The sequence below is a fragment of the Qipengyuania sp. CAU 1752 genome, assembly GCF_054482615.1.
On record NZ_JBTLRE010000001.1, the window covers coordinates 2216164 to 2239821 of the forward strand.

26 protein-coding genes and 2 tRNA genes are annotated in these 23658 nt (G+C 62.4%); 16 read left to right on the top strand and 12 right to left on the bottom strand.

Features of this window, described 5'->3' with window-relative positions; genetic code table 11:
- Positions 1–74 precede the first annotated feature (74 nt).
- The 4 genes from ACXYL9_RS10755 (at position 75) to accC (ending at position 2964) form a co-directional block, all read left to right on the top strand.
- Positions 75–488 carry a holin family protein gene (locus ACXYL9_RS10755; RefSeq protein WP_459039491.1) on the top strand — a complete coding sequence of 138 codons (414 nt, stop codon included), beginning with the start codon at positions 75–77 and terminating at the stop codon, positions 486–488.
- Between the two features lie 81 nt (positions 489–569).
- On the top strand, positions 570–1001 hold the full coding sequence (aroQ, locus tag ACXYL9_RS10760) for a type II 3-dehydroquinate dehydratase (RefSeq protein ID WP_459039492.1): 432 nt from the start codon (positions 570–572) through the stop codon (positions 999–1001).
- A 143-nt stretch (positions 1002–1144) separates the two neighbouring features.
- Complete coding sequence (accB, locus tag ACXYL9_RS10765) at positions 1145–1600, top strand: acetyl-CoA carboxylase biotin carboxyl carrier protein (RefSeq protein ID WP_459039893.1); 456 nt, start codon at positions 1145–1147, stop codon at positions 1598–1600.
- An 11-nt stretch (positions 1601–1611) separates the two neighbouring features.
- Positions 1612–2964 carry an acetyl-CoA carboxylase biotin carboxylase subunit gene (accC, locus tag ACXYL9_RS10770; protein ID WP_459039493.1) on the top strand — a complete coding sequence of 451 codons (1353 nt, stop codon included), beginning with the start codon at positions 1612–1614 and terminating at the stop codon, positions 2962–2964.
- A 2-nt stretch (positions 2965–2966) separates the two neighbouring features.
- On the opposite strand, the gene ACXYL9_RS10775 is transcribed toward accC, so the two are convergent.
- Together ACXYL9_RS10775 and ACXYL9_RS10780 are read right to left on the bottom strand one after the other, a co-directional pair.
- Positions 2967–3353 carry a c-type cytochrome gene (locus tag ACXYL9_RS10775; protein ID WP_459039494.1) on the bottom strand — a complete coding sequence of 129 codons (387 nt, stop codon included), beginning with the start codon at positions 3351–3353 and terminating at the stop codon, positions 2967–2969.
- Between the two features lie 5 nt (positions 3354–3358).
- Positions 3359–3823 carry an Lrp/AsnC family transcriptional regulator gene (locus tag ACXYL9_RS10780; RefSeq protein WP_459039495.1) on the bottom strand — a complete coding sequence of 155 codons (465 nt, stop codon included), beginning with the start codon at positions 3821–3823 and terminating at the stop codon, positions 3359–3361.
- 234 nt (positions 3824–4057) lie between these two features.
- Here ACXYL9_RS10780 and ACXYL9_RS10785 point away from each other — a divergent pair, with 234 nt between their 5' ends.
- The 4 genes from ACXYL9_RS10785 to ACXYL9_RS10800 all read left to right on the top strand — a co-directional run bounded on the left by ACXYL9_RS10785 (position 4058) and on the right by ACXYL9_RS10800 (position 7175).
- Positions 4058–5896, top strand: a complete 1839-nt coding sequence (locus ACXYL9_RS10785; RefSeq protein ID WP_459039496.1) for a sensor histidine kinase — start codon at positions 4058–4060, stop codon at positions 5894–5896.
- Positions 5897–5933: 37 nt separating this feature from the next.
- Complete coding sequence (locus tag ACXYL9_RS10790; RefSeq protein ID WP_459039497.1) at positions 5934–6920, top strand: polysaccharide deacetylase family protein; 987 nt, start codon at positions 5934–5936, stop codon at positions 6918–6920.
- A 76-nt stretch (positions 6921–6996) separates the two neighbouring features.
- Positions 6997–7073: transfer RNA gene (locus ACXYL9_RS10795), tRNA-Ile, on the top strand.
- Positions 7074–7098: 25 nt separating this feature from the next.
- Positions 7099–7175 (top strand) — tRNA-Pro (locus ACXYL9_RS10800).
- 54 nt (positions 7176–7229) lie between these two features.
- Here ACXYL9_RS10800 and ACXYL9_RS10805 read toward each other — a convergent pair.
- Both ACXYL9_RS10805 and ACXYL9_RS10810 read right to left on the bottom strand, forming a co-directional pair.
- Positions 7230–8612, bottom strand: coding sequence for a M28 family peptidase (locus ACXYL9_RS10805; RefSeq protein WP_459039498.1), 1383 nt, complete (start codon positions 8610–8612; stop codon positions 7230–7232).
- Between the two features lie 72 nt (positions 8613–8684).
- Positions 8685–9800, bottom strand: coding sequence for a L,D-transpeptidase family protein (locus ACXYL9_RS10810; protein WP_459039499.1), 1116 nt, complete (start codon positions 9798–9800; stop codon positions 8685–8687).
- A gap of 101 nt (positions 9801–9901) precedes the next feature.
- Between ACXYL9_RS10810 and ACXYL9_RS10815 the strand changes: the two genes are divergently transcribed.
- Together ACXYL9_RS10815 and ettA are read left to right on the top strand one after the other, a co-directional pair.
- Positions 9902–10132, top strand: coding sequence for a hypothetical protein (locus ACXYL9_RS10815; RefSeq protein ID WP_459039500.1), 231 nt, complete (start codon positions 9902–9904; stop codon positions 10130–10132).
- Positions 10133–10218: 86 nt separating this feature from the next.
- The gene (gene ettA, locus ACXYL9_RS10820) at positions 10219–11895 is read left to right on the top strand and encodes an energy-dependent translational throttle protein EttA (RefSeq protein WP_459039501.1); all 1677 of its coding nucleotides are present in this window, start codon (positions 10219–10221) and stop codon (positions 11893–11895) included.
- A 56-nt stretch (positions 11896–11951) separates the two neighbouring features.
- Here ettA and ACXYL9_RS10825 read toward each other — a convergent pair whose 3' ends face one another.
- A complete protein-coding gene (locus tag ACXYL9_RS10825; RefSeq protein ID WP_459039502.1) occupies positions 11952–12332 on the bottom strand; it encodes a hypothetical protein in 381 nt (126 codons plus the stop codon).
- Between the two features lie 103 nt (positions 12333–12435).
- Between ACXYL9_RS10825 and ACXYL9_RS10830 the strand changes: the two genes are divergently transcribed.
- Entirely contained in the window at positions 12436–12765 is a 330-nt protein-coding gene (locus tag ACXYL9_RS10830) for an acylphosphatase (protein WP_459039503.1), read from the top strand.
- 54 nt (positions 12766–12819) lie between these two features.
- On the top strand, positions 12820–13311 hold the full coding sequence (locus ACXYL9_RS10835) for a hypothetical protein (protein WP_459039504.1): 492 nt from the start codon (positions 12820–12822) through the stop codon (positions 13309–13311).
- Positions 13312–13554: 243 nt separating this feature from the next.
- On the opposite strand, the gene ACXYL9_RS10840 is transcribed toward ACXYL9_RS10835, so the two are convergent.
- On the bottom strand, positions 13555–13842 hold the full coding sequence (locus ACXYL9_RS10840) for a hypothetical protein (protein WP_459039505.1): 288 nt from the start codon (positions 13840–13842) through the stop codon (positions 13555–13557).
- A 36-nt stretch (positions 13843–13878) separates the two neighbouring features.
- Here ACXYL9_RS10840 and ACXYL9_RS10845 point away from each other — a divergent pair, with 36 nt between their 5' ends.
- The gene (locus tag ACXYL9_RS10845) at positions 13879–14529 is read left to right on the top strand and encodes an RcnB family protein (protein ID WP_459039506.1); all 651 of its coding nucleotides are present in this window, start codon (positions 13879–13881) and stop codon (positions 14527–14529) included.
- A gap of 102 nt (positions 14530–14631) precedes the next feature.
- Here ACXYL9_RS10845 and ACXYL9_RS10850 read toward each other — a convergent pair whose 3' ends face one another.
- Positions 14632–15183: a cytochrome b gene (locus ACXYL9_RS10850; protein ID WP_459039507.1), complete on the bottom strand. Its 552-nt coding sequence runs from the start codon at positions 15181–15183 to the stop codon at positions 14632–14634.
- 67 nt (positions 15184–15250) lie between these two features.
- Here ACXYL9_RS10850 and ACXYL9_RS10855 point away from each other — a divergent pair, with 67 nt between their 5' ends.
- Positions 15251–15919 carry a prolyl hydroxylase family protein gene (locus ACXYL9_RS10855; protein WP_459039508.1) on the top strand — a complete coding sequence of 223 codons (669 nt, stop codon included), beginning with the start codon at positions 15251–15253 and terminating at the stop codon, positions 15917–15919.
- Between the two features lie 3 nt (positions 15920–15922).
- On the opposite strand, the gene ACXYL9_RS10860 is transcribed toward ACXYL9_RS10855, so the two are convergent.
- The gene (locus tag ACXYL9_RS10860) at positions 15923–17548 is read right to left on the bottom strand and encodes a lysine--tRNA ligase (protein ID WP_459039509.1); all 1626 of its coding nucleotides are present in this window, start codon (positions 17546–17548) and stop codon (positions 15923–15925) included.
- Between the two features lie 64 nt (positions 17549–17612).
- The gene (locus ACXYL9_RS10865; protein ID WP_459039510.1) at positions 17613–17984 is read right to left on the bottom strand and encodes a VOC family protein; all 372 of its coding nucleotides are present in this window, start codon (positions 17982–17984) and stop codon (positions 17613–17615) included.
- A 138-nt stretch (positions 17985–18122) separates the two neighbouring features.
- Between ACXYL9_RS10865 and soxR the strand changes: the two genes are divergently transcribed.
- On the top strand, positions 18123–18563 hold the full coding sequence (soxR, locus tag ACXYL9_RS10870; protein WP_459039511.1) for a redox-sensitive transcriptional activator SoxR: 441 nt from the start codon (positions 18123–18125) through the stop codon (positions 18561–18563).
- Here soxR and ACXYL9_RS10875 read toward each other — a convergent pair.
- Genes ACXYL9_RS10875 through ubiA form a run of 3 tightly spaced genes read right to left on the bottom strand, consistent with a single transcriptional unit; the run spans position 18560 to position 22827 of the window.
- On the bottom strand, positions 18560–19090 hold the full coding sequence (locus ACXYL9_RS10875; protein WP_459039512.1) for a SixA phosphatase family protein: 531 nt from the start codon (positions 19088–19090) through the stop codon (positions 18560–18562). The two genes, soxR and ACXYL9_RS10875, sit on opposite strands and share 4 nt — an antisense overlap.
- Positions 19087–21858 carry an ATP-dependent DNA helicase gene (locus tag ACXYL9_RS10880; RefSeq protein WP_459039513.1) on the bottom strand — a complete coding sequence of 924 codons (2772 nt, stop codon included), beginning with the start codon at positions 21856–21858 and terminating at the stop codon, positions 19087–19089. Before ACXYL9_RS10880 ends, ACXYL9_RS10875 begins: the two co-directional genes overlap by 4 nt.
- A 54-nt stretch (positions 21859–21912) precedes the next feature.
- Positions 21913–22827 carry a 4-hydroxybenzoate octaprenyltransferase gene (gene ubiA, locus ACXYL9_RS10885; RefSeq protein WP_459039514.1) on the bottom strand — a complete coding sequence of 305 codons (915 nt, stop codon included), beginning with the start codon at positions 22825–22827 and terminating at the stop codon, positions 21913–21915.
- A 39-nt stretch (positions 22828–22866) separates the two neighbouring features.
- On the opposite strand from ubiA, the gene ACXYL9_RS10890 reads away from it, so the two are divergent.
- Positions 22867–23613 carry a 16S rRNA (uracil(1498)-N(3))-methyltransferase gene (locus ACXYL9_RS10890; protein WP_459039515.1) on the top strand — a complete coding sequence of 249 codons (747 nt, stop codon included), beginning with the start codon at positions 22867–22869 and terminating at the stop codon, positions 23611–23613.
- Positions 23614–23658 lie beyond the last annotated feature (45 nt).

Here is a 23658-nt window from a genome sequence, read left to right on the forward strand (position 1 = left end):
GTGGCACAATCGTTTTCCTACAGGAACCCTTTTGGTTAGTTCGATCCGTTTCTTCCAACCATAAAGGACAACCCATGGCCCTGCTCGACACCATCATCGGCCCCCTCGCCTCCATCATCGACAAGATCATCCCCGACAAGGAGGCGCGCGCACGGGCCAAGCTCGAATTGCTCGCCCTCGAAGGCTCTCACGAATTGAAGGCGATCGAGGCGCGGCTCGCGGCCATTGTTGCCGAGGCCCAATCGCCCGACCCGTGGACCAGCCGCGCCCGGCCGAGCTTTCTCTACGTCATGTATGTGATGCTGCTGTTCGCGCTGCCGATGGGCGTGGTGGCAGCGATTTCCCCCAGCTCCGCGACCGCGGTGGCCAATGGAATCAACGCCTATCTGGGTGGCCTGCCCGAACCGCTCTACGCGCTCTTTGGGACCGGCTATCTCGGCTACACCGCGGCGCGCCAGTGGGGCAAGGTCAGGGGTGTCGAGAAATAGACCCTGGACCGTGTTCCATGTGTTCCATCCTGTAGGATTTCACCCTTCCCGCTCCCGCTTTGACCCGATAGAGCAGAACACATGGACACGGTCTTCATCCTCAATGGCCCCAACCTCAACCTACTCGGGACACGCGAACCTGAAATCTATGGGCGCCAGACCCTCGCCGATATCGAGGCCATGTGTGCAGAGAAAGCCGGCGCGCTGGGGCTGCGGGTCGTCTTTCGGCAGACCAACCACGAGGGCCAGCTTGTCGACTGGTTGCACGAGGCGCACGAAACCGGCGCGCGCGCGGTGCTGCTCAACGCCGCGGCCTATACCCATACTTCGATTGCCCTTCTCGATGCCATCAAGGCGATCGCCGTGCCGGTTATCGAAGTCCACCTTTCAGACCCGCACGAGCGCGAGGATTTCCGCCACCGGTCCTATGTCGGCATGGCCGCCGACGCTACGGTTCAGGGACTCGGCGCGCAATCCTACATCGTCGCGCTGGATAAGGCCGCAGCTTTCTAGAAGCGGGTTTTGACCCCTTGCCAGAGCGCGCTCAGCCGCGCATAGGCCGTGGCTTCGGGATGATAACAGGGACGAATATGGCCGATAGCAAGCGCACCCCCCAAGCAAAGACGAACCAGTCCAAGCCAGGCGCCAAAAACGGAATGAATGTCGATGTCGACCTGGTCCGCGAACTCGCCGAAATGCTCGGCGATACCGGACTGACCGAAATCGAGGTCGAGGACGGCGAACGCAAGATCCGGGTCTCTCGCGGTGGCGGCATGGTCGCCGCACCCGCCGCTTATGTCGCACCCGCGGCGCCGGCAGCTTCAGCAGCGCCCGCCGCGGCACCGGCAGCCGATGCCGCCAGCGACGCGCCGGCCCATGCCGATGCGCTGAAATCTCCGATGGTGGGCACCTGCTACCTCGCCGCCGAACCGGGCGCTGACAATTTCATCAAGGTCGGCGACAAGGTCGAGCCCGGCGACACCTTGCTGATCGTCGAAGCGATGAAAGTGATGAACCCGATCACCGCCGACAAGGGCGGCACGGTCAAGGCAATCCTGGTCGAGAATGCGCAGCCGGTCGAATTCGACCAGCCGCTCGTCGTGATCTCCTGAGGGCGCGCGCCATGGGCATCAAGCGTATCCTCATCGCCAACCGCGGCGAAATCGCCCTGCGCATCCACCGCGCAGCGCATGAAATGGGCATCGAAACCGTGGCGGTCCACTCGACCGCCGATGCGGACGCCATGCATGTGCGGCTGGCCGATCATGCCGTCTGCATCGGGCCGCCGCCTGCCACCGACAGTTACCTCAACCACGCCGCGATCATTTCTGCAGCCGAAGTAACCGGTGCCGACGCGATCCATCCCGGCTATGGCTTCTTGTCCGAGAACGCCAAGTTCGCCGACATCGTCGAAGCTCACGACCTCAAGTGGATCGGCCCCAAGCCCGAACATATCCGCACGATGGGCGACAAGGTCGCGGCCAAGCAGACCGCAGGCGAACTCGGCTTGCCGCTGGTGCCCGGCAGCGCCGGTGCGGTGTCGGATTACGACGAGGCGCGCCAGATCGCTGCCGAGATCGGATACCCCGTCATCATCAAGGCGGCCAGTGGCGGCGGCGGCCGCGGGATGAAGGTGTGCGATAGCGAAGACAAGCTCGAAGGTCTGATGAAACAGGCCGGCAGCGAGGCCAAGGCCGCTTTCGGCGATGCCACCGTCTATATCGAGAAGTATCTCGGCAACCCGCGCCATATCGAGTTCCAGGTCTTCGGCGACGGCAATGGCAGCGCAATTCACCTGGGCGAACGCGATTGTTCGCTTCAGCGGCGACACCAGAAAGTGCTCGAGGAAGCGCCCTCGCCCGTGCTCGGTGCCGAAGACCGGCACCGCATGGGGGAAATCTGCGCCGACGCCATGCGCAAGATGGCCTATCGCGGCGCAGGAACGATCGAATTCCTTTGGGAAAACGGTGAATTCTACTTCATCGAGATGAACACCCGCCTGCAGGTCGAACACCCCGTGACCGAAGCGATTACCGGCGTCGATCTGGTACGGGAACAGATCCGGGTGGCAGATGGCAAGCCGCTGTCATTCCGGCAGGAGGAGATCTCATTCGCCGGCCATGCGATCGAATGTCGTATCAATGCCGAGGACCCGTTCAACTTCACGCCTTCGCCGGGTAAGGTAACCTACTACCACCCGGCTGGCGGGATGCATGTGCGCGTCGATTCAGGCCTGTACGCGGGTTATTCGATCCCGCCCTATTATGACTCCATGATCGCGAAGCTGATCGTCTATGGCCGCAACCGCGAAGGCTGCATCATGCGCCTGCGCCGCGCGCTGGAAGAAATGGTCATCGAAGGGGTGAAGACCTCGATCCCGCTGCACCAGGAACTGCTCAAGCAGGACGACGTGCTCAACGGCGACTATTCGATCAAGTGGCTGGAAGAATGGCTGGAGAAGCGCGAGGCTGACTGAGCCTACTGGATGGGCGGTTCGTAATCATCGCTGCGAAGCGTGATCATGTAAGCCGCCAGCGCTTCGCTATCTTCCGGCACAACCTCGAAGTTCATTCGTTCGGGAAAATTGTGCGAATCCCGCAGGTAATCGTCCAGGGTATCTTCCGTCAGCCCTTCGCTGTTGGCGATCAACATGAAACTGGGTGCTTGCGGATTCGGCGAAATCTGTCCTGGCGTGACGGCATGGCAGCCAGAGCACAGTGCCTCGGCCAGATTGGCACCTTCCTGAGCTTGCGGCGAGAGCGCTATCTCAGCAGCCGACACCTCTTGCGCCTGCTTGCCTGTCTGGCAGGCAGACACCGCAAGACCCACAGCCAGGGTCAGGAGCAAGGACGGTTTCACGATCATGGCGGCTATCCCAGCGGAACGCCGGGTTCGTGCTTGGCGGTACGGATTGTCAGGCTGGTCTTGACGCTCGCTACGTTCGGAGCCGGCGTCAGCTTGCTGGTCAGGAATTCCTGGAAGCTCTGCAGGTCGCGGCTGACGATCTTGAGGATGAAGTCAATCTCGCCATTAAGCATGTGCACTTCGCGCACTTCAGGCAAATCGCGCATATGATCCTCGAACTCGCGCAGCGAATCCTCGGCCTGGCTTTTCAGGCTGACCATCGCGAAGACCGTGATGGCAAACCCCAGCTTGGAAGGTTCGAGCTCTGCGTGATAGCCGCGGATGACGCCTTCGTCCTCGAGCGCGCGCACGCGGCGAAGGCATGGCGGAGCCGTAAGTCCGACGCGCTGGGCCAGCTCGACATTGGTAATACGGCCTTCCCGCTGCAATTCGGCCAGCAATCGCCTGTCGATTTCATCCAGATTTGCCATGCCGTGCCCCCTCTTCGCGGTTCTGGTCGCGGTCGGATTGTCAGTTCGATTGCGAAACTTATCGCGCAATGAAGCACCTGTCTCGCTAATATTATTGTTCATGACAGCAATTGTCCCGCTTTGCAACGCGTGACGCAGCTGTGGTTCTTAACCTTTCGGAAACTGTTAGGAAGCCGTGAGATGCCGCACTTTGCGGCCCAAATTCCGAATCTAACGGAGCCCGAGCCGCAACCCATGCACTTCGATGACCGCCTTGCCACTGTGCTGCGCCACCGCGCAACCGGCGAACGTGCGGCGCGGACGCAGTATCGACAATTGCTCGACCTGCTTGGCGAGGCCCGCGATGACGGCGATCGCAGCTTGCTGGTATCCGCCTGGCTGCGACTGGGGGCGCTGGGCGAGAAGATCCCCGCTGCTGAAAGAGCCGAAATCGTTCGCGAACACGGCAACCGCATTCGTAACCCCCAGCTCGCCGCGCACCTTGCCGAAGACGAACCCGCGGTTGCGGCCGCCGCATTGGGAACAGCACGGATGCCGGAAAGCGACTGGACTGCCCTGATCCCGCGATTGCCGGTGCGTGCCCGGGGTTTCCTGCGTTTTAGGAACGACCTGCCCGGGGGCGCAGTTCAACTGCTTGATCGTCTCGGGGTGAGCGACCGGGCCCTGCCTTTGCCGCAAGTGGATGAGCCGCTCGTCCTGACCGAGGAAATCACGCCTGAACCCGAGAAGATCGGGCGGCACGGCGATGCGGTGGTTATGCCGTTTCCTGCCAATGATTCGGCTGATGCTCCACCGAACGAGGACATCGCAGGCGATGCGGTCGATACGCCGGCTGAAACGGAAGCCGTGTCCGCACGGGCGCGGGACAATGAGCCTCGGCCTGCCAGCGAGCCGGGCACTATCGCGGCGCTGGTCGAGCGGATTGAAGCCTTCAAACGCTCTCGCAACGAAACTCGCGATGCCGACCCCGGTGACAATGGATCCGCGCCACCGCTGCCATTTGTCGAATTGCAGGATGCCCAGCGTCCGGAGGGCGAAGACGGCCTGATCTTCACCACCGATGGCGAAGGGCGGATCGACTGGACCGAGGATCGCGTCGCCCCGATGCTGCGCTATCTCAGGCTGTCTGATTGTCTTGACCGGGTACAGCAGCTGCGGTTGCAACAACACCTGCCATTGTCGGCCGTACCGGTCACGCTGGAAGGAGCCGCGCAAATTGCCGGGGATTGGTATTGCGATGCCGCGCCGAGATTCGATCCGATTGGCGGAAGGTTTGTCGGCTATGCAGGTCGCTTGCGGCGTGCAGCGGAGGATGACGGCGCCCTGGACGATCCGGCTAGCGACCGCATTCGCCAGCTTTTGCATGAGTTGCGCACCCCGGTAAACGCCATCCAGGGGTTTGCCGAAGTCATCCAGCAGCAGCTATTCGGCCCTGTTCCGCACGAATATCGCGCCCTTGCCGCTGGAATTGCCGGAGACAGTGCGCGGATGCTGGCCGGCTTCGATGAACTCGACCGGCTCGCCAAGCTCGAAAGCGGCCTGCGCGAAATGCACACCGGCGAGGCGGATATGTCAGCCATCGTTACCGGGCAGCTCGGGCAGCTCGCCGCCATCCTCAAGTCGCGCAATGCAGGCTTTGCCGTCAAACTCGCAGAGGGTTGCACAATCGCGCTGGCGCAAGCCGAAGCCGAGACCTTGAGCTGGCGCATACTAGCGGCACTGGCCGGCGCTATCGCCCCCAGCGAGACCGTTCGCGTCAAGCTTTCGATGTATCCAGACAAAGGGCACGACGCGATGCGACTCGAATGCGAATTGCCCGCCAGTCTGGCGGAACGCGACGATATCTTTGCTGCCGAAAACCAGAAGGCCGGCAGCGCAGGTATGCTGACCCCGGGTTCATTTGGCACCGGCTTTGCGCTGCGCCTTGCCCGGGCCGAGGCCCGCTCGATCGGTGGCGAGATGGAGCGGATCGAAGACAAGCTCGTGCTATCGCTCCCGCTATTGACCGAGTCCGAGGCCGCAGATAGCGCGGCAATGGGAGCGGAGGATACGGCACGGCCCGGCGTTTCCTGACGCGTTCTAAGCGGGCGAACAGGGAAAAAGCAGAGACATGCAGCGCCTGCCGCCGCCAGAAAGTTTCGCTCGTTTCCGAGATGGCTTCACCCCGCGCTCGCTGCTTACGGTCGACGCGGAGGAGGAGTTTGACTGGGACGGCGAATTTAGCGCCACCGAGCACGGGCTCGAACACGTCCGCGAACTGGGGCGTTTCCAGCAGTTCTGCGAGGGATTGGGCGTTTCGCCGGTTTATCTTGTCGATTGGCCCATCACGAATTCGCCGCTAGCGCGGGAAATTCTCGGCGATGCCTGCGCGCGCGGCAAGGCCGAGATCGGCATCCAGCTCCATCCCTGGGTCAACCCGCCGTTCGAGGAAGAGGTCGGCGCATACAACAGCTACGCGGGAAACCTGCCGCCAGCGCTCGAACGCGAAAAACTGACTCGCCTGCGCGATGCGATTGCCGCGAATTTTAACACCACACCACTGATTTATCGCGCCGGGCGTTACGGCACGGGTCCGGCTACCGCGCAGGTGCTGCGTGATCTCAGCGTGCCGGTCGACACCTCGGTTCGTTCCAAGTTCGACTATCGGCGCGGTCATGGCCCTGACTACGCCGTGCACCCACTCGAGCCATGGTGGATAGGTGATGATCGCAAACTGCTCGAATTGCCCGTCACCTCGGTGTTCTGGGGCCTGCTGCGCAAACAGGGTGACCTGCTTTATCCCCGGCTGTTCAAGCACCAGGCTGCGGTCGGAATCCTCTCGAAACTCGGCCTGCTCGAACGCATCGCCCTGACCCCCGAAGGCGTGACCGCAGAAGAAGCGCTGCGTGGTATCGACATAGCCTTGGACGACCAGTTGCCAATCCTGGTCCTGTCCTTCCACAGCCCCTCTCTTGCCGCCGGCTTCACGCCCTATGTCAAGACGGAGGCCGACGTCGAACGCTTGTACGACTGGTTCACGCAGGTTTACGCCTATCTCGATCAGCGAGGAGTGCGCCCAACAAGTGTCGAGGAAATCATGGCCCAGGTCGAACGATAGGGGACTGCGAATGCGAAGCGGCTTGCCCTTTGCGTCCAGCCAAGCTAGCGGCGCTCTGCGCTGATGCCCTTGATGGGGGCCTGTAGCTCAGTTGGTTAGAGCTGGCCGCTCATAACGGCTAGGTCGCGGGTTCGAGTCCTGCCGGGCCCACCATCCGGGATCAGCGCGAAAACAAGGTCGGGGAGTGGCGCAGCCTGGTAGCGCACCTGTTTTGGGTACAGGGGGTCGCTGGTTCGAATCCAGTCTCCCCGACCAGTTTTCACAGCAATCATATCTTAGCGAGAGCAGGCAGGGCCGCCGCCCTGCCTCCTATTTCCCGGTCTGGATGTTGCGCGTTTCGTTGGCGAGGATGCCGACAACCTGCGTCCACACCGCCACGTTCTGACGCAGTTGCACCGGATCGATCTTGTCGAGGGTATCATCTGGCGTGTGGTGGAAATCGAAATAGCGCGTGCCGTCCTGTTGCAAGTCGATGATCGCCGTTTTCTGGTCGCGGGCGATGTCAATATCCGCACCGCCCGTGGCAACATTGGTCGAATTGGCGACGCCGTATCGCGCTACCGCCGCGGCGATACGGGTGTGCAGATCGGGATTGCTCTCGCGAAAATTGCTTTCGAAGCGCCAGATCCGGTCGGCCCCGAAATCGCTCTCCAGCCCGACGGCAATCGGCTCGCCGAGATGCGCGGCGCTATAGGCTTTGCTGCCCCACAGGCCGACCTCCTCGGCCCCGGCCATAAGTACCCGAATGGTTCGCAGCGGCTGTCCCGAACTTCGCACGTTAAGGGCCGCCGCCGCCACGATCCCGCAACCCGCACCATCGTCGAAAGCACCCGGCGCGTTCCACCAGCTGTCGATATGGCAGGCAACCAGCACCGGCGGCAGCGACGGGTCACGTCCGGTAATTTGCCCTACAACATTGCCACTGTAGGTGGTTCCAAGCCATCGCGGCGTCAGCGTCAGCCTCATCGTAATGGGGCGCCCTTTGGCACGGTCAAACATGCGTTCCAGATTAGCGGCGTCGGGCAGCGTCAGCGCGCCTGCCGGAATTGGAGTGACGCCTTCGGGAAACCGCATCACGCCGGTATGCGGGTTGCGATGGTTGTCGGTCCCGATCGACTTGATGACGATCGCCGCAGCACCCTTTTGCGCCGCGATGCCCGGCCCGACGAAGCGCGCCCCTCCGAAATAGCCATATTGCGAGCCATCCTGGGTCGGCGTCATGGCGTGGGAGACATAGGCAATCTTGCCCGCGAGGGTGCCATCGGGAGCGGCAACAAGGTCCGCGAGCGTAGCGAATTCGACAACTTCGCCGGTCAGACCATCCACGCCTGTCGACGCACTGCCACCCAGCGGCTGGACCACCAAGGGCTGCGGAAACGGGCTGGTGATTTCGGCGCGGTGGAGTTCGCCCGGCACCCACGTTTCCATCTCGAACGCCTCATCGGCGACATTCCTGAAGCCATTCTGTCGCAGCCATTGCATGGCCCAAGCGCGGCCACGCGCCTCCGCCTCGGTCCCGGCCTGGCGGGGCCCCACTTCGGTGGTGATCCCCTCCACGAAGTCCCACGCCCACTGGTCACTTTCAAGCGCACGGTCAGCCTGTTCTTCCAATGTCGGAAGCGGCGGGGTCTTGGCATAGGCGGATGGGGTGGCGAGCGTAGCGGCGACAAACGCAATCAGGGCATGTTTCATGGCGCCCTCGCTAGTCAGCGATGGCCGCCTTGTCGAGTACGTGCGTCGAGTGGTGTCAGCCGCTCGTCCAGGTCAGACGAACACGACCGGTATGCCCGTGTTCACTGCCTTGGCCAGTTCGGCAACATCCCAGTTGGTCAAGCGGACGCAGCCGTGGCTGGCATTCTTGGCAACCAGTTGCGGATCTGGCGAGCCGTGAATGCCATAACCATTCTTGCCAAGATCGATCCATGTCCCGCCAACCGGGTTATTGGGCCCGGGCGGGAGGATGAACTTCTTGTCCGGACCCCACTCCTGGCTGTCCGGATCAAAGGTGTAATTGGGTTCCATCGCCAACGCCGTCACCTTCATCGACCCGCTGGGGCTGGGAAATTGCGAACTACCGATAGTGGCCGGATAGCTCACCAGCACCTTGCCTGAATCGTCGAGCCCGACGACGGTAGCCTCGCCCTTGCGGACCTCGACCTTGGCGATTTCGCTGTCGAAGGTACGGTTTCCATGACTGACAATCACCAGCTTGGTACCGGCCTTGGCGAAATCGGCATTGGGATTGAGCGCGGCCAGGAAATCCTGGTCCATGTGAAACCGCTCGGCCAGCATTTCCTGCGCGCTTTCATAACCCAGCTTGTCGACCTTGGACATCGCTTCGAAATCTGCGGGGACCTTCTTGAACGGCCCAGCAACGTCTTTTTCGGTCAATGTATAGGTGCGGAAGATATCTCCGCCGATGTCGGAATAGAGTGCGCGCAGCAATTCGGCATCGACCTGCGTGCCCTTCTTCAGCCCCTTTGCTTCGCGGTAATAGCGGATGGCGCGGTCAGTGTTACCGCCACCCAATCCATCGATCACGCCCGGCGAATGGCGGCTGCGATCGAGCATAACCTGGACCGCGATCATCTGCGTGGTGCGTTCGCCGAGCATCTTCTTCGTGACACCCTCAGGCAGGGTCACCTCAAGCTTGCCGTCCTTCTCCGTCGCTTCGGGTTGGCTGGCGGTGTCGGGATCGTCATAGCCATCGCTGCCCGAAAAATTACTGCCGATTTCCTCGCTGTCGCTGGATGCTTTTGCAGCTGCGGTCTCCGCCGCAGCGTCAGTTTCGGCCGCTGCATTGGCGTTACCGGATTCGGAGGTACAGGCGGCCAGGGCGAGGCTGGACGCGGCGAGCGGGAGAAGGATTTTAATGTTCATGGCAACCGAACCGGCCGTGGCCATCGATGTTCCGAAAATCCGAGAAGGGAACCTTTTTTCAAAGACTTGGTTGAACGGCCGGACGGGGAAAAAGGCACACGATGACGCTCTACACCCTCGTACTTCCGGCCGATGAAACCGGGACCGCGCACAGTTTCGACGTCGATGCCCCAACCCCTTGGTTGGCGGTTGAGCGCTCGATGCATCGCATCGGCCCGCATGGCGCGGAAATCTGGCAGAATTCCAAGCTGCTCGGTCGCCTGCGCAAGTGCAATTCGGGCCGCAAGACCGCCTGGGCGCTCAACCAGCCGGTGGACGAACCGCTCGACTGAGCCGCGAAGCTTGCCCCGCGCGGTCCTTGCCCCTATCTGCGCAGCGAAATCCAGCCCCAGATTCCCTGCCTTCGAAGGATCCGCCGATGTCCGCGCAATATGCCTATGTCATGAAGAACATGACCAAGAGCTTCCCCGGTGCCGCCAAGCCCGTTCTCAGCAATATCAATCTGCAGTTCTACCAGGGTTCGAAGATCGGCATTGTCGGCCCCAATGGCGCGGGCAAGTCGACCCTGATGAAGATCATGGCCGGCATCGATACCGAGTTCCAGGGCGAAGCCTGGCCGGGCGAAAACATCACCGTCGGCTATTTGCCGCAGGAACCTCATCTCGACGAGAGCAAGACCGTGCTCGAGAACGTCAAGGACGGTGCCCGCGACATCGCCGACAAGGTCGATCGTTTTAACGAGATTACCGGCCTGATGGGCGATCCGGATCGCGAAGATTTCGACGATCTGATGATGGAAATGGGCACGCTGCAGGAAGAGATCGACGCGGTCGATGGCTGGACGCTCGACAACCAGCTCGAAATCGCCATGGAGGCGCTGCGCTGCCCGCCGGGGGACTGGCCCGTCAACGACCTGTCAGGGGGCGAGAAGCGCCGTGTCGCGCTGACCCGCCTGCTGATCCAGAAGCCGTCAATCCTGCTGCTGGACGAGCCGACCAACCACCTCGATGCCGAAAGCGTCGAATGGCTCGAGAACCACCTCAAGGAATATGCCGGCGCGGTGCTTATGATCACCCATGACCGCTACTTCCTCGACAACGTCGTGGGCTGGATCCTCGAGCTCGATCGTGGTTCATACTATCCCTACGAAGGCAATTACTCGACCTATCTCGAGAAGAAGGCCAAGCGACTGGAGCAGGAAAGCCGCGAGGAATCGGGCCGCCAGAAGCAGCTCAGCCGCGAGCTGGAATGGATACGCCAGACCCCGGCCGCGCGCCAGACCAAGTCCAAGGCGCGTATCCGCAAGTTCGACCAGTTGCAGGAAGCGCAGAACGACCGCAAGCCGGGCAAGGCGCAGATCGTGATCCAGGTGCCCGAACGGCTGGGCGGCAAGGTGATCGAGGCCAAGAACATCTCCAAGGCCTATGGCGACAAGCTGTTGTTCGAAAACCTGTCCTTCATGCTGCCCCCGGGTGGCATTGTCGGTGTGATCGGGCCCAACGGTGCAGGTAAATCCACCCTTTTCCGCCTGATCACCGGGCAGGAAGAGCCCGATAGCGGCACCATCGAAATTGGCGACACCGTGCGCCTCGGCTATGTCGACCAGAGCCGCGACGACCTGACGGGCTCGAACAATGTCTGGCAGGAAATCTCCGACGGGCACGATTACATGAAGGTCAACGGCCACGACATGAGCACGCGGGCCTATGTCGGCGCGTTCAACTTTAAGGGCCAGGACCAGCAGAAGAACGTCGGCAAGCTGTCAGGCGGTGAACGCAACCGCGTGCACATGGCGAAGATGCTCAAGACCGGTGGCAACGTCCTCCTGCTCGACGAGCCGACCAACGATCTCGACGTCGAAACGCTGGGTGCACTTGAAGAAGCCATTGAGAACTTTGCCGGCTGCGCCGTGGTCATCAGCCATGACCGCTTCTTCCTCGACCGCCTCGCCACCCACATCCTCGCCTTCGAAGGCAACAGCCACGTCGAATGGTTCGAAGGCAATTTCGAATCCTACGAAGAAGACAAGCGCCGCCGCATGGGCGATGCAGCGGATCGGCCGACGAGGTTGGCGTATAAGAAGCTGACGCGGTGATTGATCTGACTGTGAACCAAAAGCGGACTTTCCGCTAACGACCCACTAGCGGACGTTCAGGTCACGATCTGGCAATTGATGGTGATGCGGCTGTGGCCGCCTTTCGGCCCCGGCGGCAAGCGAGGGATGGACCAGTGGTCGTTAGGGCCAGAGCGGCGAAAGTCGGCCGTGCATGCCAGCCTGTCTGGCGTGGACTCGCCAAGGTAGGTTGCAACACCGCCGTCCCGAAGCAGTCCGAAACGACAACGAAGGAGCGTCGCGGAGCCGCTACAAAGAAGGTCTTGGATGTGCAGCTGAGGAGGATCGTCCCGCTCGCTTCCTGCATTTGCCCAGCGTGCGGCGAGCCAGTTGCCGTTTCCGATCATGGCGTTCGACCGGAGATCGTCCCAGATTGCCGCGTAAAGTTGCCCCGCAACTTTCTTTTCAGGAGGAGCCATTCCGGTCTGTGGTGCTGGCGAGAGAGCGCATCCCGAAGCAAGGGCAGAAGCGCAAGCGATGAGGTTTAAGTTGCGGAACATTGCATGGGTTCATAGCTGACCAGTGACTGCTTTCCACCCAACTTCGGACATCAAGCACCGCGTATCGCGCATCACAAAGCAGCCGCATATAGCCACCCACCTCATCATCCACGGACGCGTCCAAGGTGTCTTATTCCGTGAGTGGACGGTCGAGACCGCGGCGTCGCTTAGAGTGTTCGGCTGGATACGCAACATGCCCGATGGCACGGTCGAGGCGCATCTCGAAGGTGAGCCGCGCAATGTCGACCGCATGATCGCGGCGCTGCATGACGGGCCGTCGCAGGCGCGGGTGGAGCGGATCGAGCAGCGCGAAGTGGTGGCCGAGGGCGCATCCGGGTTTCGCCGCCGCTAGCAATTCGGACCCATTGCCCGCCTCGCCCGTTCGATGGGCCAAGGGGCAATAGTCATGAAGAAATACACCTGGCCGATCCTGACTTTCCTTGCAGTATGCCTTGCCGGTTGGGGTGGGCGACAGGCGATCGGGACGGTCTATGGCGAGGCCGAGGCCTCTGCCCTGCTCGAAGCGCTGGCGCGCGCCGGGCTCTATCTCGGCTCGGCCATTGCCACGGCCTCCACCACTACGCTGGCACTGATGCTGACGTTGATCGGGATGATCCGGCGGATGGACGAGGATTTCGACGATGGGGTCTATGGCAGGGTCAATCTCATCGCCCGCCTGGCCACCGCTTCGCTGATGCTCAGCCTGATCGTGCTGATGGCCTATACATTGCCCGTGGGCGAGTTCGATGAGCTGCCGGGCAACTGGTACGGCACCTTGTATGAAGTGCTGTACGCCTCGACCATAATCATGGTCGCGCTGCTCGCGGCAACGGTGGCCGTGCTCTACCAAACGGTACACATGGTGATCGCCAGCATCACCCCCGGTGACGAAGTCTAGCTCCCAGACGGGACGACCACTTCGACCACTGATTGGCACCCCGTTTGCGCAATTACGGGTTGTTTAAGCTCGTCAATCCTTGGTTCATTCAGGTTTCTCTATAAGAACCTTAACAAAAGCCGTACAGGCCGGTTCAGTTCCCGGTCACTTCGCCTCGCTTAACACTTGATTCATCGTCAAGGGCCGCCGGGGTGGGCAGCGCGGCATCAGGAAGGGAATACTAGGACCATGACGTTCGCAAAATTACTTAATGCCAGTGGTCTTGGTGCGCTTGCTGCCATGATTGCGATGGGTGCATCCGCCCCAGCGCAGGCAGCCGCCGCCGAGACCGAAGATACCCAACGTGCCGAGCGCGACCGCGGTGACAAGCCCAAGGCGCGTCAGAACCGTGGTCAGCGTAAGGAGGCTCGCCAACAGCGTCGCCAGCGCCAGCAGGTCCGTCGCAATGACGGCAATCGCCAGCAGGCCCGTCAGCAGCGCCAGGCCCAACGCCCGGCTGCTCGCCAGCGTCCCGCTCGCCAGGCTGAACAACGCCAGCAGGTTCGCCGCGAGGTTGCCCGTGAACAGATGCGTCGCGGCGTAGCGCAGCGTGGCTCTGCCACTCGCCAGCGTGCCCAACGTGTCGAGCAGCAGAACCAGCAGCGCGTCCAGCGGCAGCGCGCCGTACAACAGGATCGCAATGCCTATCGCCAGGGCCGTCAGGACCAGCGCCGGGTAGAACGTCGGCAGGACCGGCGGGAAGCGCGACGGGATGGCGGCTTTGGCAGCCAGACCTATGACCGGGCCTACCGCGCCAACGACCGCGATTTCCGCCAGGAACGGCGCGAGTACCGCCGCGAGGAAGCGCGCCGTGAGGCTCGTCGCGATTATCGCCGCGACCAGCGCCGCGAAGCCCGCCGCGAGCACCGGCAGTGGGATCGCCGCTGGCGCAATTCGCACCGCTACAACTGGCGCGACTATCGCTACCAGAACCACAGCAGGTATCGTCCGGGCCGCTATTACGCACCCTATCGCCATCACCGGTACAACCGGATCAGCATCGGCTTCTTCCTGGACAACGTGTTCTTCGGCAATCGGTACTGGATCAACGATCCTTGGGATTATCGCCTGCCGGAAGTCTACGGCCCGTATCGCTGGGTCCGGTATTACGACGACGTGCTGCTGGTGAATATCTACACTGGCCAGGTGGTCGACGTGATCCACGACTTCTTCTGGTAAGCCAATCGAATAGCACTGCCGGGCCGATGGGGGTCAGCCAGGCACTGCAAACCCCCGCCCCGGCGCAATGCCAGGGCGGGGGTTTTCGCGTCTGGCGAAGGCCTAGCTTCGCCCGAAAGGCAGCATCCGCACGATGCCGCCGCCCTTGCCCGGCAGCGAGTGCCAGATAGCCGCCAGCACATGCAGGGCGATGAGGTAGAGCATGACGGTCCCCCCGGTCTTGTGCAGACCGAAGATCGCCTTGCCAACATCAGGGTTCTCACCCACCGGCAGCGCCGGGATACTGAAGACCCCGAACCAGTCGATGACATTGCCGAAATAGGAATTGGCCAACCACCCGCCGAGCGGGAGGCCAACTAGCAATACGTAGAACGTGATGTGCAGGGTGCGGGCTGCCACGCGTTCCCACCCGGGGATCGATTGCGGCAGCGGCGGCACTTTGTGCATGAGGCGCCACGCCAACCGGCCCAGTGTCAACGCAAGGATGGTGATCCCCAGCGCCTTGTGATCGACCATGATCGCGCTCGCTTCTTCGCGGCTGGCGGCGTGTTCGGCCGCTTCGGCAATGCGCCAGTTCCAGATTACGGCAATGGCAATCACCCAGTGAAACGCCATCGCCACCACCGAATATCGGCTGCGGCCTTCCTCATGCATTTTTGCTCTCCCCAATAGCACGGCTTGCATCTAGCAGCGGCGATGGCGCGCTGCTAGCAATGGCTGCATGGCTACCAAGACAATTATTCCCGACAAGGACGCATTGGCCCGCGTGGGCCGGATGGTCCGCAAGCATCTCGACGCCAATCCCAAGGCTGAGAAGATCGCCACCGACAAGGCCGAGATCTACGCGCTGCGCGAATTCGTCTCGGCCGAGGAATGCAAGAAGCTGATGATGATGATCGACGTAGTCGCTCAGCCAAGCGAGCTTTATGCCGGGACCGAGCGTGAGGGCTTTCGCACCTCCTATTCGGGCAATTTCAATGCACACGACCCGTTCGTGAAGACGATTTCCGACCGGATCGACAAGGCGCTCGGCCTGCCCAGCAAGATCGGCGAAACGATTCAGGGGCAGCGCTACATGGCCGGCCAGCAGTTCAAGCCGCACCACGACTTTTTTCATATCAGCGAAGAATACTGGCAGCAGGAACGCAAGCGCGGTGGCCAGCGCAGCTGGACCGCCATGCTGTTCATGAACAGGGTGGAGGCTGGCGGCGCGACACGCTTCGTCAATGTCGGCATCGATGTCGAGCCCAAGCCCGGCGTATTGCTGATCTGGAACAACGCCACGCCTGAAGGCCTGCCCAATGAAGACACGCTGCATGCCGGAACCCCTGTCCAGCGCGGGGTCAAATACGTCCTGACCAAGTGGTACCGGACGCGGAAGTTTACCTGAACATCAGCGCGCGAGCGCTTCGGCGATCAACTTGCGGGTGTTCTGCACGCCGTAGAGCGCGATAAAGCTGCCCATGCGCGGCCCCTGGTCACTGCCCAACAGCGTCTGGTAGAGCGCCTTGAACCAGTCGCGCAGCGAGGCGAAGCCAAACTCCTCGCGCTTGCCGATCTCATAGACCTGCGTCTGCAAATCCTCAGCGCTGGTGTCCGGATCGGCCTCGGCGAGAAACGCATCGAGCGCCTCCAGCGCCTGCGCCTCGTTGGGCTCGGGCGCCCGCTTGCTCAGCGTCGGCACGATATAGTCGCGGGTATAGGCCACGGCCGATGCGATCAGCGTGTCCAGATCCGGCCCGCGCTCCACACCGTGAAGATAGGTATCGAGGTAATCCGCCAGATTTTCCTCGGTCGCTTCGGAACCCAGTACGCTGGCAAGATTGAGTAGAAGGCCAAAGCTCACCGGCAAGCTTTCCCCTGCCCCTGGAGCTTCCTCGGCTTCCCATCCGCCATTGGCGCGCAGCAGGTTCCACACTGGATTGCCCAGTTGCTTGTCGAGCGGCTGCGAGGGGATCGACGCACGGAACTGCCAGTAATCGTCGACCGCGCGCGGGATCACGCCGACATGCAATTGCTTGGCGCTTTTGGGATTGGGGAAGATATAGAAACCGAGGCTCTCCTCGGTTCCGTAGGTGAGCCATTCTTCAATCGTCAGGCCATTGCCCTTTGACTTGGAAATCTTTTCGCCATTTTCATCGAGGAACAGTTCGTAGATCAAACCCTCGGGCTTGCGGCCGCCCAGCACCTTGACGATCCGGCCCGATTGCACGCCGCTGTCGGTAAGATCCTTGCCATACATTTCGTAATCGACGCCGAGCGCGTACCAGCGCATCGCCCAGTCGACTTTCCATTGCAGCTTGGCCTGTCCGCCCAGCGCCGACTGCTCGACAACCGAGCCGTCCTCGTCAGTGAAGCGGATCGTGCCTGCTTCGGCATCGACTATTTCGACCGGCACCTGCAATACTCGGCCGGTAGTGGGGCTGACCGGCAGGACCGGCGAATAGGTCTGTCGCCGCTCCTCGCGCAGAGTCGGCAGCATGATGTCGAGGATGTCCTGATTGCGGCGCAATACCTGCCGCAGCGCATCGTCAAACGCTCCTGAATTATACTGGTCGCTGCCTGCGACGTACTCGTAGTCGAATCCGAAACGGTCGAGAAATTCGCGGAGTTTCGAATTGTTGTGATGAGCAAAGCTCTGGTGCCCGGAATCGAACGGGTCCGGGATGCGACTAAGCGGCTTGTGCAGGTGCTTCTCCAGCATATCCCTATTTGGGACATTGTCGGGCACCTTGCGCAGGCCGTCCATATCATCGCTGAAGGCCACCAGCCGCGTCTTGCCGTCTTCGGGCCGTGCGCCGATCAATGCCTCGAAGGCACGGCGCACCAGGGTCGTGCGCAGCACCTCCTGAAAAGTACCGATATGGGGTAGTCCGCTCGGCCCATAGCCGGTTTCGAACAGCACCGGAGACCCGTCGGGCTTGGTCCCTTCGGGATAGCGTTTGAGCAGGCGCTGTGCTTCCTGAAATGGCCAGGACTTGGACACACGGGCGGCGGCGACAAGATCTTGCATGCTCATGGGAGCAGCCTTTGCGGGAGCGCCGGGATTGTTGCAAGTGCGAAGGCACGCCGCCCTACCGAACTCAGGCGTAACTCACGACTTCGAATTCGATCCCGTTCCAGTCGAAGAAATAGAACCGCTGGCCGGGATCGTATACATCGCGCTGCCCGGGTTCCAGGCCCGCCGCCTTCGCGACTTTCTCTGCCGCATCGAGATCGTCGACAACGAATGCGAGATGGTTGAGCGGCTTGCTCTTGGCATAGCGTTCACCAACCGGGCCGCCGGTATAAAGCGCAATGTAATGCGCATCGTCGCCGACATGGATAGTCTTGCCGCCAAGTCGCGACGGCCCCCTCCAGCGCTCGTGCCAGCCGCACAGGCTTTGCAGCAATTGGGACGAGCGGTCGGGATCGCTGACGGTGATGTTGGCATGTTCAAGATAGCCCTTGGGCATGATGCACTCCTTCGTGAAATGTCGCGGCCCGATGACTGAAATCCGGAAGCGAGGGTTCTGAAACGAATCTTCACGCAACAACCATGCAACCTCAAGCTAACTTGAGGTCAAAGGTTTCTTCGCGTAAGTATCAGAGCCATGCGCAGCACAGATCTATTGCCCATCGGCGAGCTCGCCAGGCGTACGGGCCTATCGGTCTCGGCAATCCGCTATTACGAAGAACAAGGCTTGGTCCAGGCGCTGCGCACCTCTGGCAACCAGCGCCGTTTCCTGCGCGGGGATATCCGCCGGCTCAGCTTCGTTTTGATCGCGCAGCGGCTGGGACTGTCCCTGCGAGAGATCGAGGCGCAGCTGGCGCGCCTGCCTCAAGGTCGCAACCCGACCGCACGCGACTGGAAGACGATCAGCACCGCTATCCGCAGCCAACTCGATTCGCGCATTGCAGAACTGGAACGCGCCCGTGACCGGCTCGATGGCTGTATCGGCTGCGGATGCCTCAGTCTGAAAACATGTGCGCTGTATAATCCCGACGATCGTCTGGGCCGCGATGGGCCAGGGCCGCGACAAGTGCTGGGCTAGCGAGTTTCTGGGCCAAGCTCGGCGTCGAGATCGCGCGGCCGCTTGAAATGGATCAACTTGCCATTCTCGCCGCCCAATTCGCTCCAGTCGTCAATATCCAGTTCGATCACGGCGAAGGAAGCGGTAGGGAATTTGGTGCTAGCTTCATCGAAAGCGATGTTCTCATTGCCGGGCGGGATCAGCTTGAGCAGCATTTCCTGCATGCCCGGATTATGCCCGCTGATGAGCACTGCGTCAGCATCACCAGCCTTTTCATGAATCACATCGACAATGGTGTCGGCACCAGAAAGATAGAGCCGCTGATCCCAGCGCGGAGCCAAGCCCAGTTGCGCTGCCTCAAGCGTGCGCTTGACCCGCTCCGCCGGACTGGCGAGCAACAGGTCCCAATGGATCCCTTCGGCGCAGATATGCTCGCCCATAAGGGCAGCGCCGCGCCGTCCGCGGGCGTTGAGGCCGCGATCGAAATCCCGGGTCGACATGTCGTCCCAGTCCGACTTGGCGTGTCTGAACAGGCCCAGCAGTTTCATTGACCTTGCGACTCCCGTGCCGTGATGCCGTCAACCTCATCATCTCTATCGACGCTAGGCGGCCCGGCGGCAACCCGCTGCAATGCCTCATCCAACGTCAATCTCCTGACAGGCGTGCCGGGCGGGAAGGCGCTGAGCAGGCGGCTCGGAAAGGCGGATGACAGGACGATGAAATGCCCCGCATCCTCGCGGCTGCGGATCAGGCGCCCAAAGGCCTGCGCCAAACGCGCACGGATGATACGGTCATCATAGGCACCGCCGCCGCCAGCTGCGCGGCGCGCGCGGTGCAGGATTGTCGGGCGCGGCCATGGCACGGCCTCGAGCACGACGCAGCGCAGACTTTCGCCCGGCACGTCGACTCCGTCGCGCAGCGCATCGGTGCCGAGCAGGCTAGCTTTGCGGTCATCCCGGAAAATGTCGGTCAGCGTGCCGGTGTCGATCGGGTCGACATGCTGGGCATAAAGCGGCAGTCCGACCCGCGCCAGCCTGTCGGCGATGCGGCCATAAACCGCGCGCAGCCGCTTGATCGCAGTGAACAGTCCCAGCACGCCGCCACCCGCCGCTTCGATCAACCGTGCATAGCCCCCGGCAAGGGCGGAAAGGTCGCCGCGTCTGATATCGGTCACGATCAGCACTTCGGCCCGTCCGGCATAGTCGAATGGGCTGTGCGCGCTGCTGGTACGCGGTTGCAATTCGATATGCGGCGCACCGCTGGCAGCGATGGCCCCCGCCCAGTCCTCAGCCGGAACCGCTTCCACCTCGCCGCTATCCGGCAGACGGTCAGTCAGCGTGGCGCTGGTCAGCATCACGCCATGGGCGGGCTCCAGCACGACATTGGCGAAGGGCTTCATCGGGTCGAGCCAGTGACGATGGATGCCGATGTCGAACTCGCGAGTGTCGTTGCGATCAACTGCAAACCAGTCGACAAAATCAGGGTCGGCCGGACCGCCCAACCGGGCCAGCAGCGATTCCCACGCGGCCAGCAAGTCGATCCGCCAGCGCAGCGAGTGACGCGCGCCCTCAATACGCGCCCGCCCCTGCCCGTCGAGCCAGTCAGGCGCATCTTCCAGCACCGCTTCCAGTCGCCCGCCCAGCTTCATCAGCGGTGCACGTATGGCGGCGAGCGCTGCCTGCGCAGCCTGCGCTGCCTCGATCAAAGAACCGGGCAAGGACGCGATTTCGGTTTCAATACCATAGCCCGCATCCTGCGCGCCGCTTTCGTCGCGGGCATAGGTCAGGTTGCGCACCTGCCCCAGCAAAGCTTCGACCGGGCCGAAGGGAGAAGCTTCCACCAATCGGGCGATCCAGCCGTCGGCCGGAAGCGCCTGTGATGCCTCAACAGCGGCCTCCACCGCTTCGCCGCCGGCATCGTCATAACTGGCAACGTCGGCCAATCGTGCCGCAAGTCCGCGCCGACGACCGCGATTGCCCTTCTCCGGCCCGACGATCCAACGCCTCAGCTCGATCGCTTCCATGCCAGTCAGAGCGGCGGAAAAGGTGCTGTCCGCGGCATCAAAGACATGATGGCCCTCGTCGAACACGATGCGCGTGGGCGGCTGCCCCTGATGGCGACCACGCGCCGCGTTGATCATCACCAGGGCGTGGTTGGCGATGACCAGGTCGGCCTGTGCGCTCGCCCGCGTGGCGCGTTCGATGAAGCATTTGCGGTAGTGTGGACAGCCGGCATAGATGCACTCACCGCGTTGGTCGGTCAGCGCAGAAATCGCGCGTTTGCGGAAGAGCGTGCCGAGCCAGCCAGGCAAATCGCCGCCGATCATGTCGCCATCGGCGCTGTAGGCTGCCCAGCGCGCAACCAGTTGTGCCAGAACTGCCGGTCGGCCGGCAAAGCCGCCCTGCAGTGCATCTTCCAGATTGAGCAGGCAGAGATAGTTTTCGCGCCCCTTGCGCACCACCACCGGTTGCGAGCCGTCGCCGCGCTGCGTTGGCCATGCCCGGCGGCTTTCGCGCCGCAACTGTCGTTGGAGGTTCTTGGTGTAGGTGCTGACCCAGACCGTCCCTTGCGCCTTCTCTACCCAGAGCGAGGCCGGCGCGAGATAGCCCAGCGTCTTGCCGATGCCGGTACCCGCCTGCGCCAACAATAAGTGGGGCCGCTTCTGCTTGTCGCGCGGTGCGAATACACCGCCCGCATCGCGGGCATAGGCGCGTTGGCCATCGCGTCGCTCGGCACCTTCGCCAGTCAACCTTTCGAGCTGCGCCTCGACCTCGAACTGGTCGATATTGACTTGTGCCGGTTGCGGACGCTCGGGTGCTTCTTCCCACTCGGGGAGCCGCGAGAACAACCACTTTTCTGCTCGCTCGGGTTTGCGGACATGAGGTGCCAGAACGCCAGCCCACGGCCAGCGCAGTCGGGCCAGCGACTGCAAGGTGCTCCACGCTCCCTCGCGCTCGGCCCAGTCGGGACTCTCACAGGTTTGCAATAACTTGCCAGCCGCTCTTTGCAGCAATTCGGGCACGTCCTGGTCGCCCTTCGCCTCGTCCAGGTCGAGAGCATGGGCCAGCCCCTTTGGCGTCGGGACGCAGAATTTTGCCGGATGAATGAAGGCGAAGAGTTCGAGCAGGTCGAGTCCCGAGAGGTCGGGATAACCCAACCGCGAGGCGACCAGCGGCGCATTGAGCAGCAGCACCGGCGTATCGGCAGCGGCGTTGATCGCCTCACCCTTGGAACAGCCGCGGGTACCGGAATTGGCTTCGCGCAGCCAGGTGCCGGCATGGCTGGCATGGAGCGCTGGAAGGGGGATCGCGGGCATTGCGATGTTCATCGCGTCAGGAGAACGAAAAGTAAACAGTCGCGCAGGAGCCCCTCATGCGTTGCCCACCAGGAAACACGCCGCCGCCATCAAGGCACCAGCCCAGCGGTTGGAGCGGAACCGCGCCAAAGGGTTGGCAGGATCGGATGGATCAAGCGTGGCGGCCTGCCATGCAAGGTGCAGCGCCACCGGCAACAGTGTCAGCAGCGCGAAGGGATCCGGACGCAGCAACCAGAAACCCAAGGCCCAAAGGCCAATGGCTCCCGCGTAGAACAGTCCGACGCCGGACCGAACATTTGCTCCTAGTCGCAGGGCGCTCGAGCGAATGCCGACCATCGCATCATCCTCGCGGTCCTGCAGGGCGTAGATCGTGTCGTAACCAATCACGTGCAGCGCCGCGCCGAGATAAAGCACTGCCAGTACAACGAGGTAATCGATGCGAAACTGCGTCCAGCCGACCAACAGCCCCCAAGTAAAGACCAGTCCGAGCCATGCCTGCGGCCACCAGGTGATCCGCTTCATGAAAGGATAGGCCGCCACCAACGCCAGGCTCGCCAGAGCGACAATCTGCGCTTCGAGACGCAACTGGAGCAGGACCACGAGCCCCAGCCCGCACAGCGCCAGTAACCAGGCCCAGGCGACCCGTTTCGAAATTCGCCCGCTCGCCACCGGACGGCTAGCGGTACGGGTCACTTTCCGGTCCAGATCGGCATCGACGATATCATTGTACACGCAGCCCGCCCCGCGCATGGCGATACTTCCGAGAAGGAGCCAGCCAAGCAGCGCCAACTGCCAACCGCTTCCGGTCAGCCACACCCCCCACGCGCAGGGCCAGAACAGCAGCCACCAGCCGATCGGCCGATCGAAGCGAGCCAGCTGTGCCAGATCGCGCGGCAGTTGCGGCAGGCGTGCAACGAGCCCGCGATGCTCACTGTCGGGGACGATTTCGGGCGGGGCCTGTTCGCTCATCTCTTGCCCCCTAACGGCCTACGTGCCACGTGCCTAGCCATGCCCGCCACGCCCGCCTGGCCCCCGCGCAGCGCACCGCGCCTGTTTGTGCCGCAACCCATTGTCGAGTGCTGGCCCGTCATGGTGGAAGGCAACGCCGCCCACTACCTCGGCAAGGTCATGCGTATCTCAGAAGGTGACGCGGTGATCCTGTGTGACGATGTGACCGGCGAATGGGCATGCACCGTAAGCAGCGTCGCCAAGCGGGTCGTCACGCTCGAACCGGTGGAAATGCTGCGCGCGCGCGAGCAGGTGCCAGATTTCTGGCTGTGCCCGGCCCTGCTCAAGAAAGATCGTTTCGACCTGGTGCTGGAAAAGGCCACCGAGCTCGGGGTGCGAGCTATCCATCCGATAATCACCCGCCGTTGCGTTGCCGACAAGCTCAACGCCGAGCGCGCACGCACCATCATCACCGAGGCCGCTGAGCAGTGTGCAAGGACCGCCCTGCCGGATCTTGCCGAGCCGATAAAGCTCGACGCCTTGCTGCGCGACTGGCCGCATGGCCGCGCCCTGTTCTTCGCCGACGAATTGGGCGGAGAGCCAGCGGAAGGGGCCTTCTCCGCCCACTCCGGACCCGCCGGTCTCCTGATCGGCCCCGAAGGAGGTTTCGACGACGCCGAGCGCGATGCCATCGGCGCCCATGCGATGGCCCGGGCAATCACCCTTGGCCCGCGTATCCTGCGCGGAGAAACCGCTGCCATTGCCGCCACCGCGCTCTGGATGGGCACGACCGGGGACTGGCAATAGTGACGCGAACGGCGCGAAAGTTCGCCCGCGCACACGGCAAGCGGA

Excerpts from the sequence above, each read along its gene's own strand:
- ACXYL9_RS10755 (WP_459039491.1), top strand. The coding sequence starts at position 75 with ATGGCCCTGCTCGACACCATCATCGGCCCCCTCGCCTCCATCATCGAC.
- ACXYL9_RS10835 (WP_459039504.1), top strand. The coding sequence starts at position 12,820 with ATGAAGAAATACACCTGGCCGATCCTGACTTTCCTTGCAGTATGCCTT.
- ACXYL9_RS10865 (WP_459039510.1), bottom strand. The coding sequence starts at position 17,984 with ATGCCCAAGGGCTATCTTGAACATGCCAACATCACCGTCAGCGATCCC.
- ACXYL9_RS10880 (WP_459039513.1), bottom strand. The coding sequence starts at position 21,858 with ATGCCCGCGATCCCCCTTCCAGCGCTCCATGCCAGCCATGCCGGCACC.
- ACXYL9_RS10790 (WP_459039497.1), top strand. The coding sequence starts at position 5,934 with ATGCAGCGCCTGCCGCCGCCAGAAAGTTTCGCTCGTTTCCGAGATGGC.
- soxR (WP_459039511.1), top strand. The coding sequence starts at position 18,123 with ATGCGCAGCACAGATCTATTGCCCATCGGCGAGCTCGCCAGGCGTACG.
- ettA (WP_459039501.1), top strand. The coding sequence starts at position 10,219 with ATGTCCGCGCAATATGCCTATGTCATGAAGAACATGACCAAGAGCTTC.
- ACXYL9_RS10860 (WP_459039509.1), bottom strand. The coding sequence starts at position 17,548 with ATGAGCATGCAAGATCTTGTCGCCGCCGCCCGTGTGTCCAAGTCCTGG.
- ACXYL9_RS10780 (WP_459039495.1), bottom strand. The coding sequence starts at position 3,823 with ATGGCAAATCTGGATGAAATCGACAGGCGATTGCTGGCCGAATTGCAG.
- ACXYL9_RS10785 (WP_459039496.1), top strand. The coding sequence starts at position 4,058 with ATGCACTTCGATGACCGCCTTGCCACTGTGCTGCGCCACCGCGCAACC.
- ACXYL9_RS10825 (WP_459039502.1), bottom strand. The coding sequence starts at position 12,332 with ATGGCTCCTCCTGAAAAGAAAGTTGCGGGGCAACTTTACGCGGCAATC.
- accC (WP_459039493.1), top strand. The coding sequence starts at position 1,612 with ATGGGCATCAAGCGTATCCTCATCGCCAACCGCGGCGAAATCGCCCTG.
- ACXYL9_RS10875 (WP_459039512.1), bottom strand. The coding sequence starts at position 19,090 with ATGAAACTGCTGGGCCTGTTCAGACACGCCAAGTCGGACTGGGACGAC.
- ubiA (WP_459039514.1), bottom strand. The coding sequence starts at position 22,827 with ATGAGCGAACAGGCCCCGCCCGAAATCGTCCCCGACAGTGAGCATCGC.
- aroQ (WP_459039492.1), top strand. The coding sequence starts at position 570 with ATGGACACGGTCTTCATCCTCAATGGCCCCAACCTCAACCTACTCGGG.
- ACXYL9_RS10845 (WP_459039506.1), top strand. The coding sequence starts at position 13,879 with ATGCGTCGCGGCGTAGCGCAGCGTGGCTCTGCCACTCGCCAGCGTGCC.
- ACXYL9_RS10890 (WP_459039515.1), top strand. The coding sequence starts at position 22,867 with ATGCCCGCCACGCCCGCCTGGCCCCCGCGCAGCGCACCGCGCCTGTTT.
- accB (WP_459039893.1), top strand. The coding sequence starts at position 1,145 with ATGAATGTCGATGTCGACCTGGTCCGCGAACTCGCCGAAATGCTCGGC.
- ACXYL9_RS10810 (WP_459039499.1), bottom strand. The coding sequence starts at position 9,800 with ATGAACATTAAAATCCTTCTCCCGCTCGCCGCGTCCAGCCTCGCCCTG.
- ACXYL9_RS10805 (WP_459039498.1), bottom strand. The coding sequence starts at position 8,612 with ATGAAACATGCCCTGATTGCGTTTGTCGCCGCTACGCTCGCCACCCCA.
- ACXYL9_RS10775 (WP_459039494.1), bottom strand. The coding sequence starts at position 3,353 with ATGATCGTGAAACCGTCCTTGCTCCTGACCCTGGCTGTGGGTCTTGCG.
- ACXYL9_RS10815 (WP_459039500.1), top strand. The coding sequence starts at position 9,902 with ATGACGCTCTACACCCTCGTACTTCCGGCCGATGAAACCGGGACCGCG.
- ACXYL9_RS10855 (WP_459039508.1), top strand. The coding sequence starts at position 15,251 with ATGGCTACCAAGACAATTATTCCCGACAAGGACGCATTGGCCCGCGTG.
- ACXYL9_RS10850 (WP_459039507.1), bottom strand. The coding sequence starts at position 15,183 with ATGCATGAGGAAGGCCGCAGCCGATATTCGGTGGTGGCGATGGCGTTT.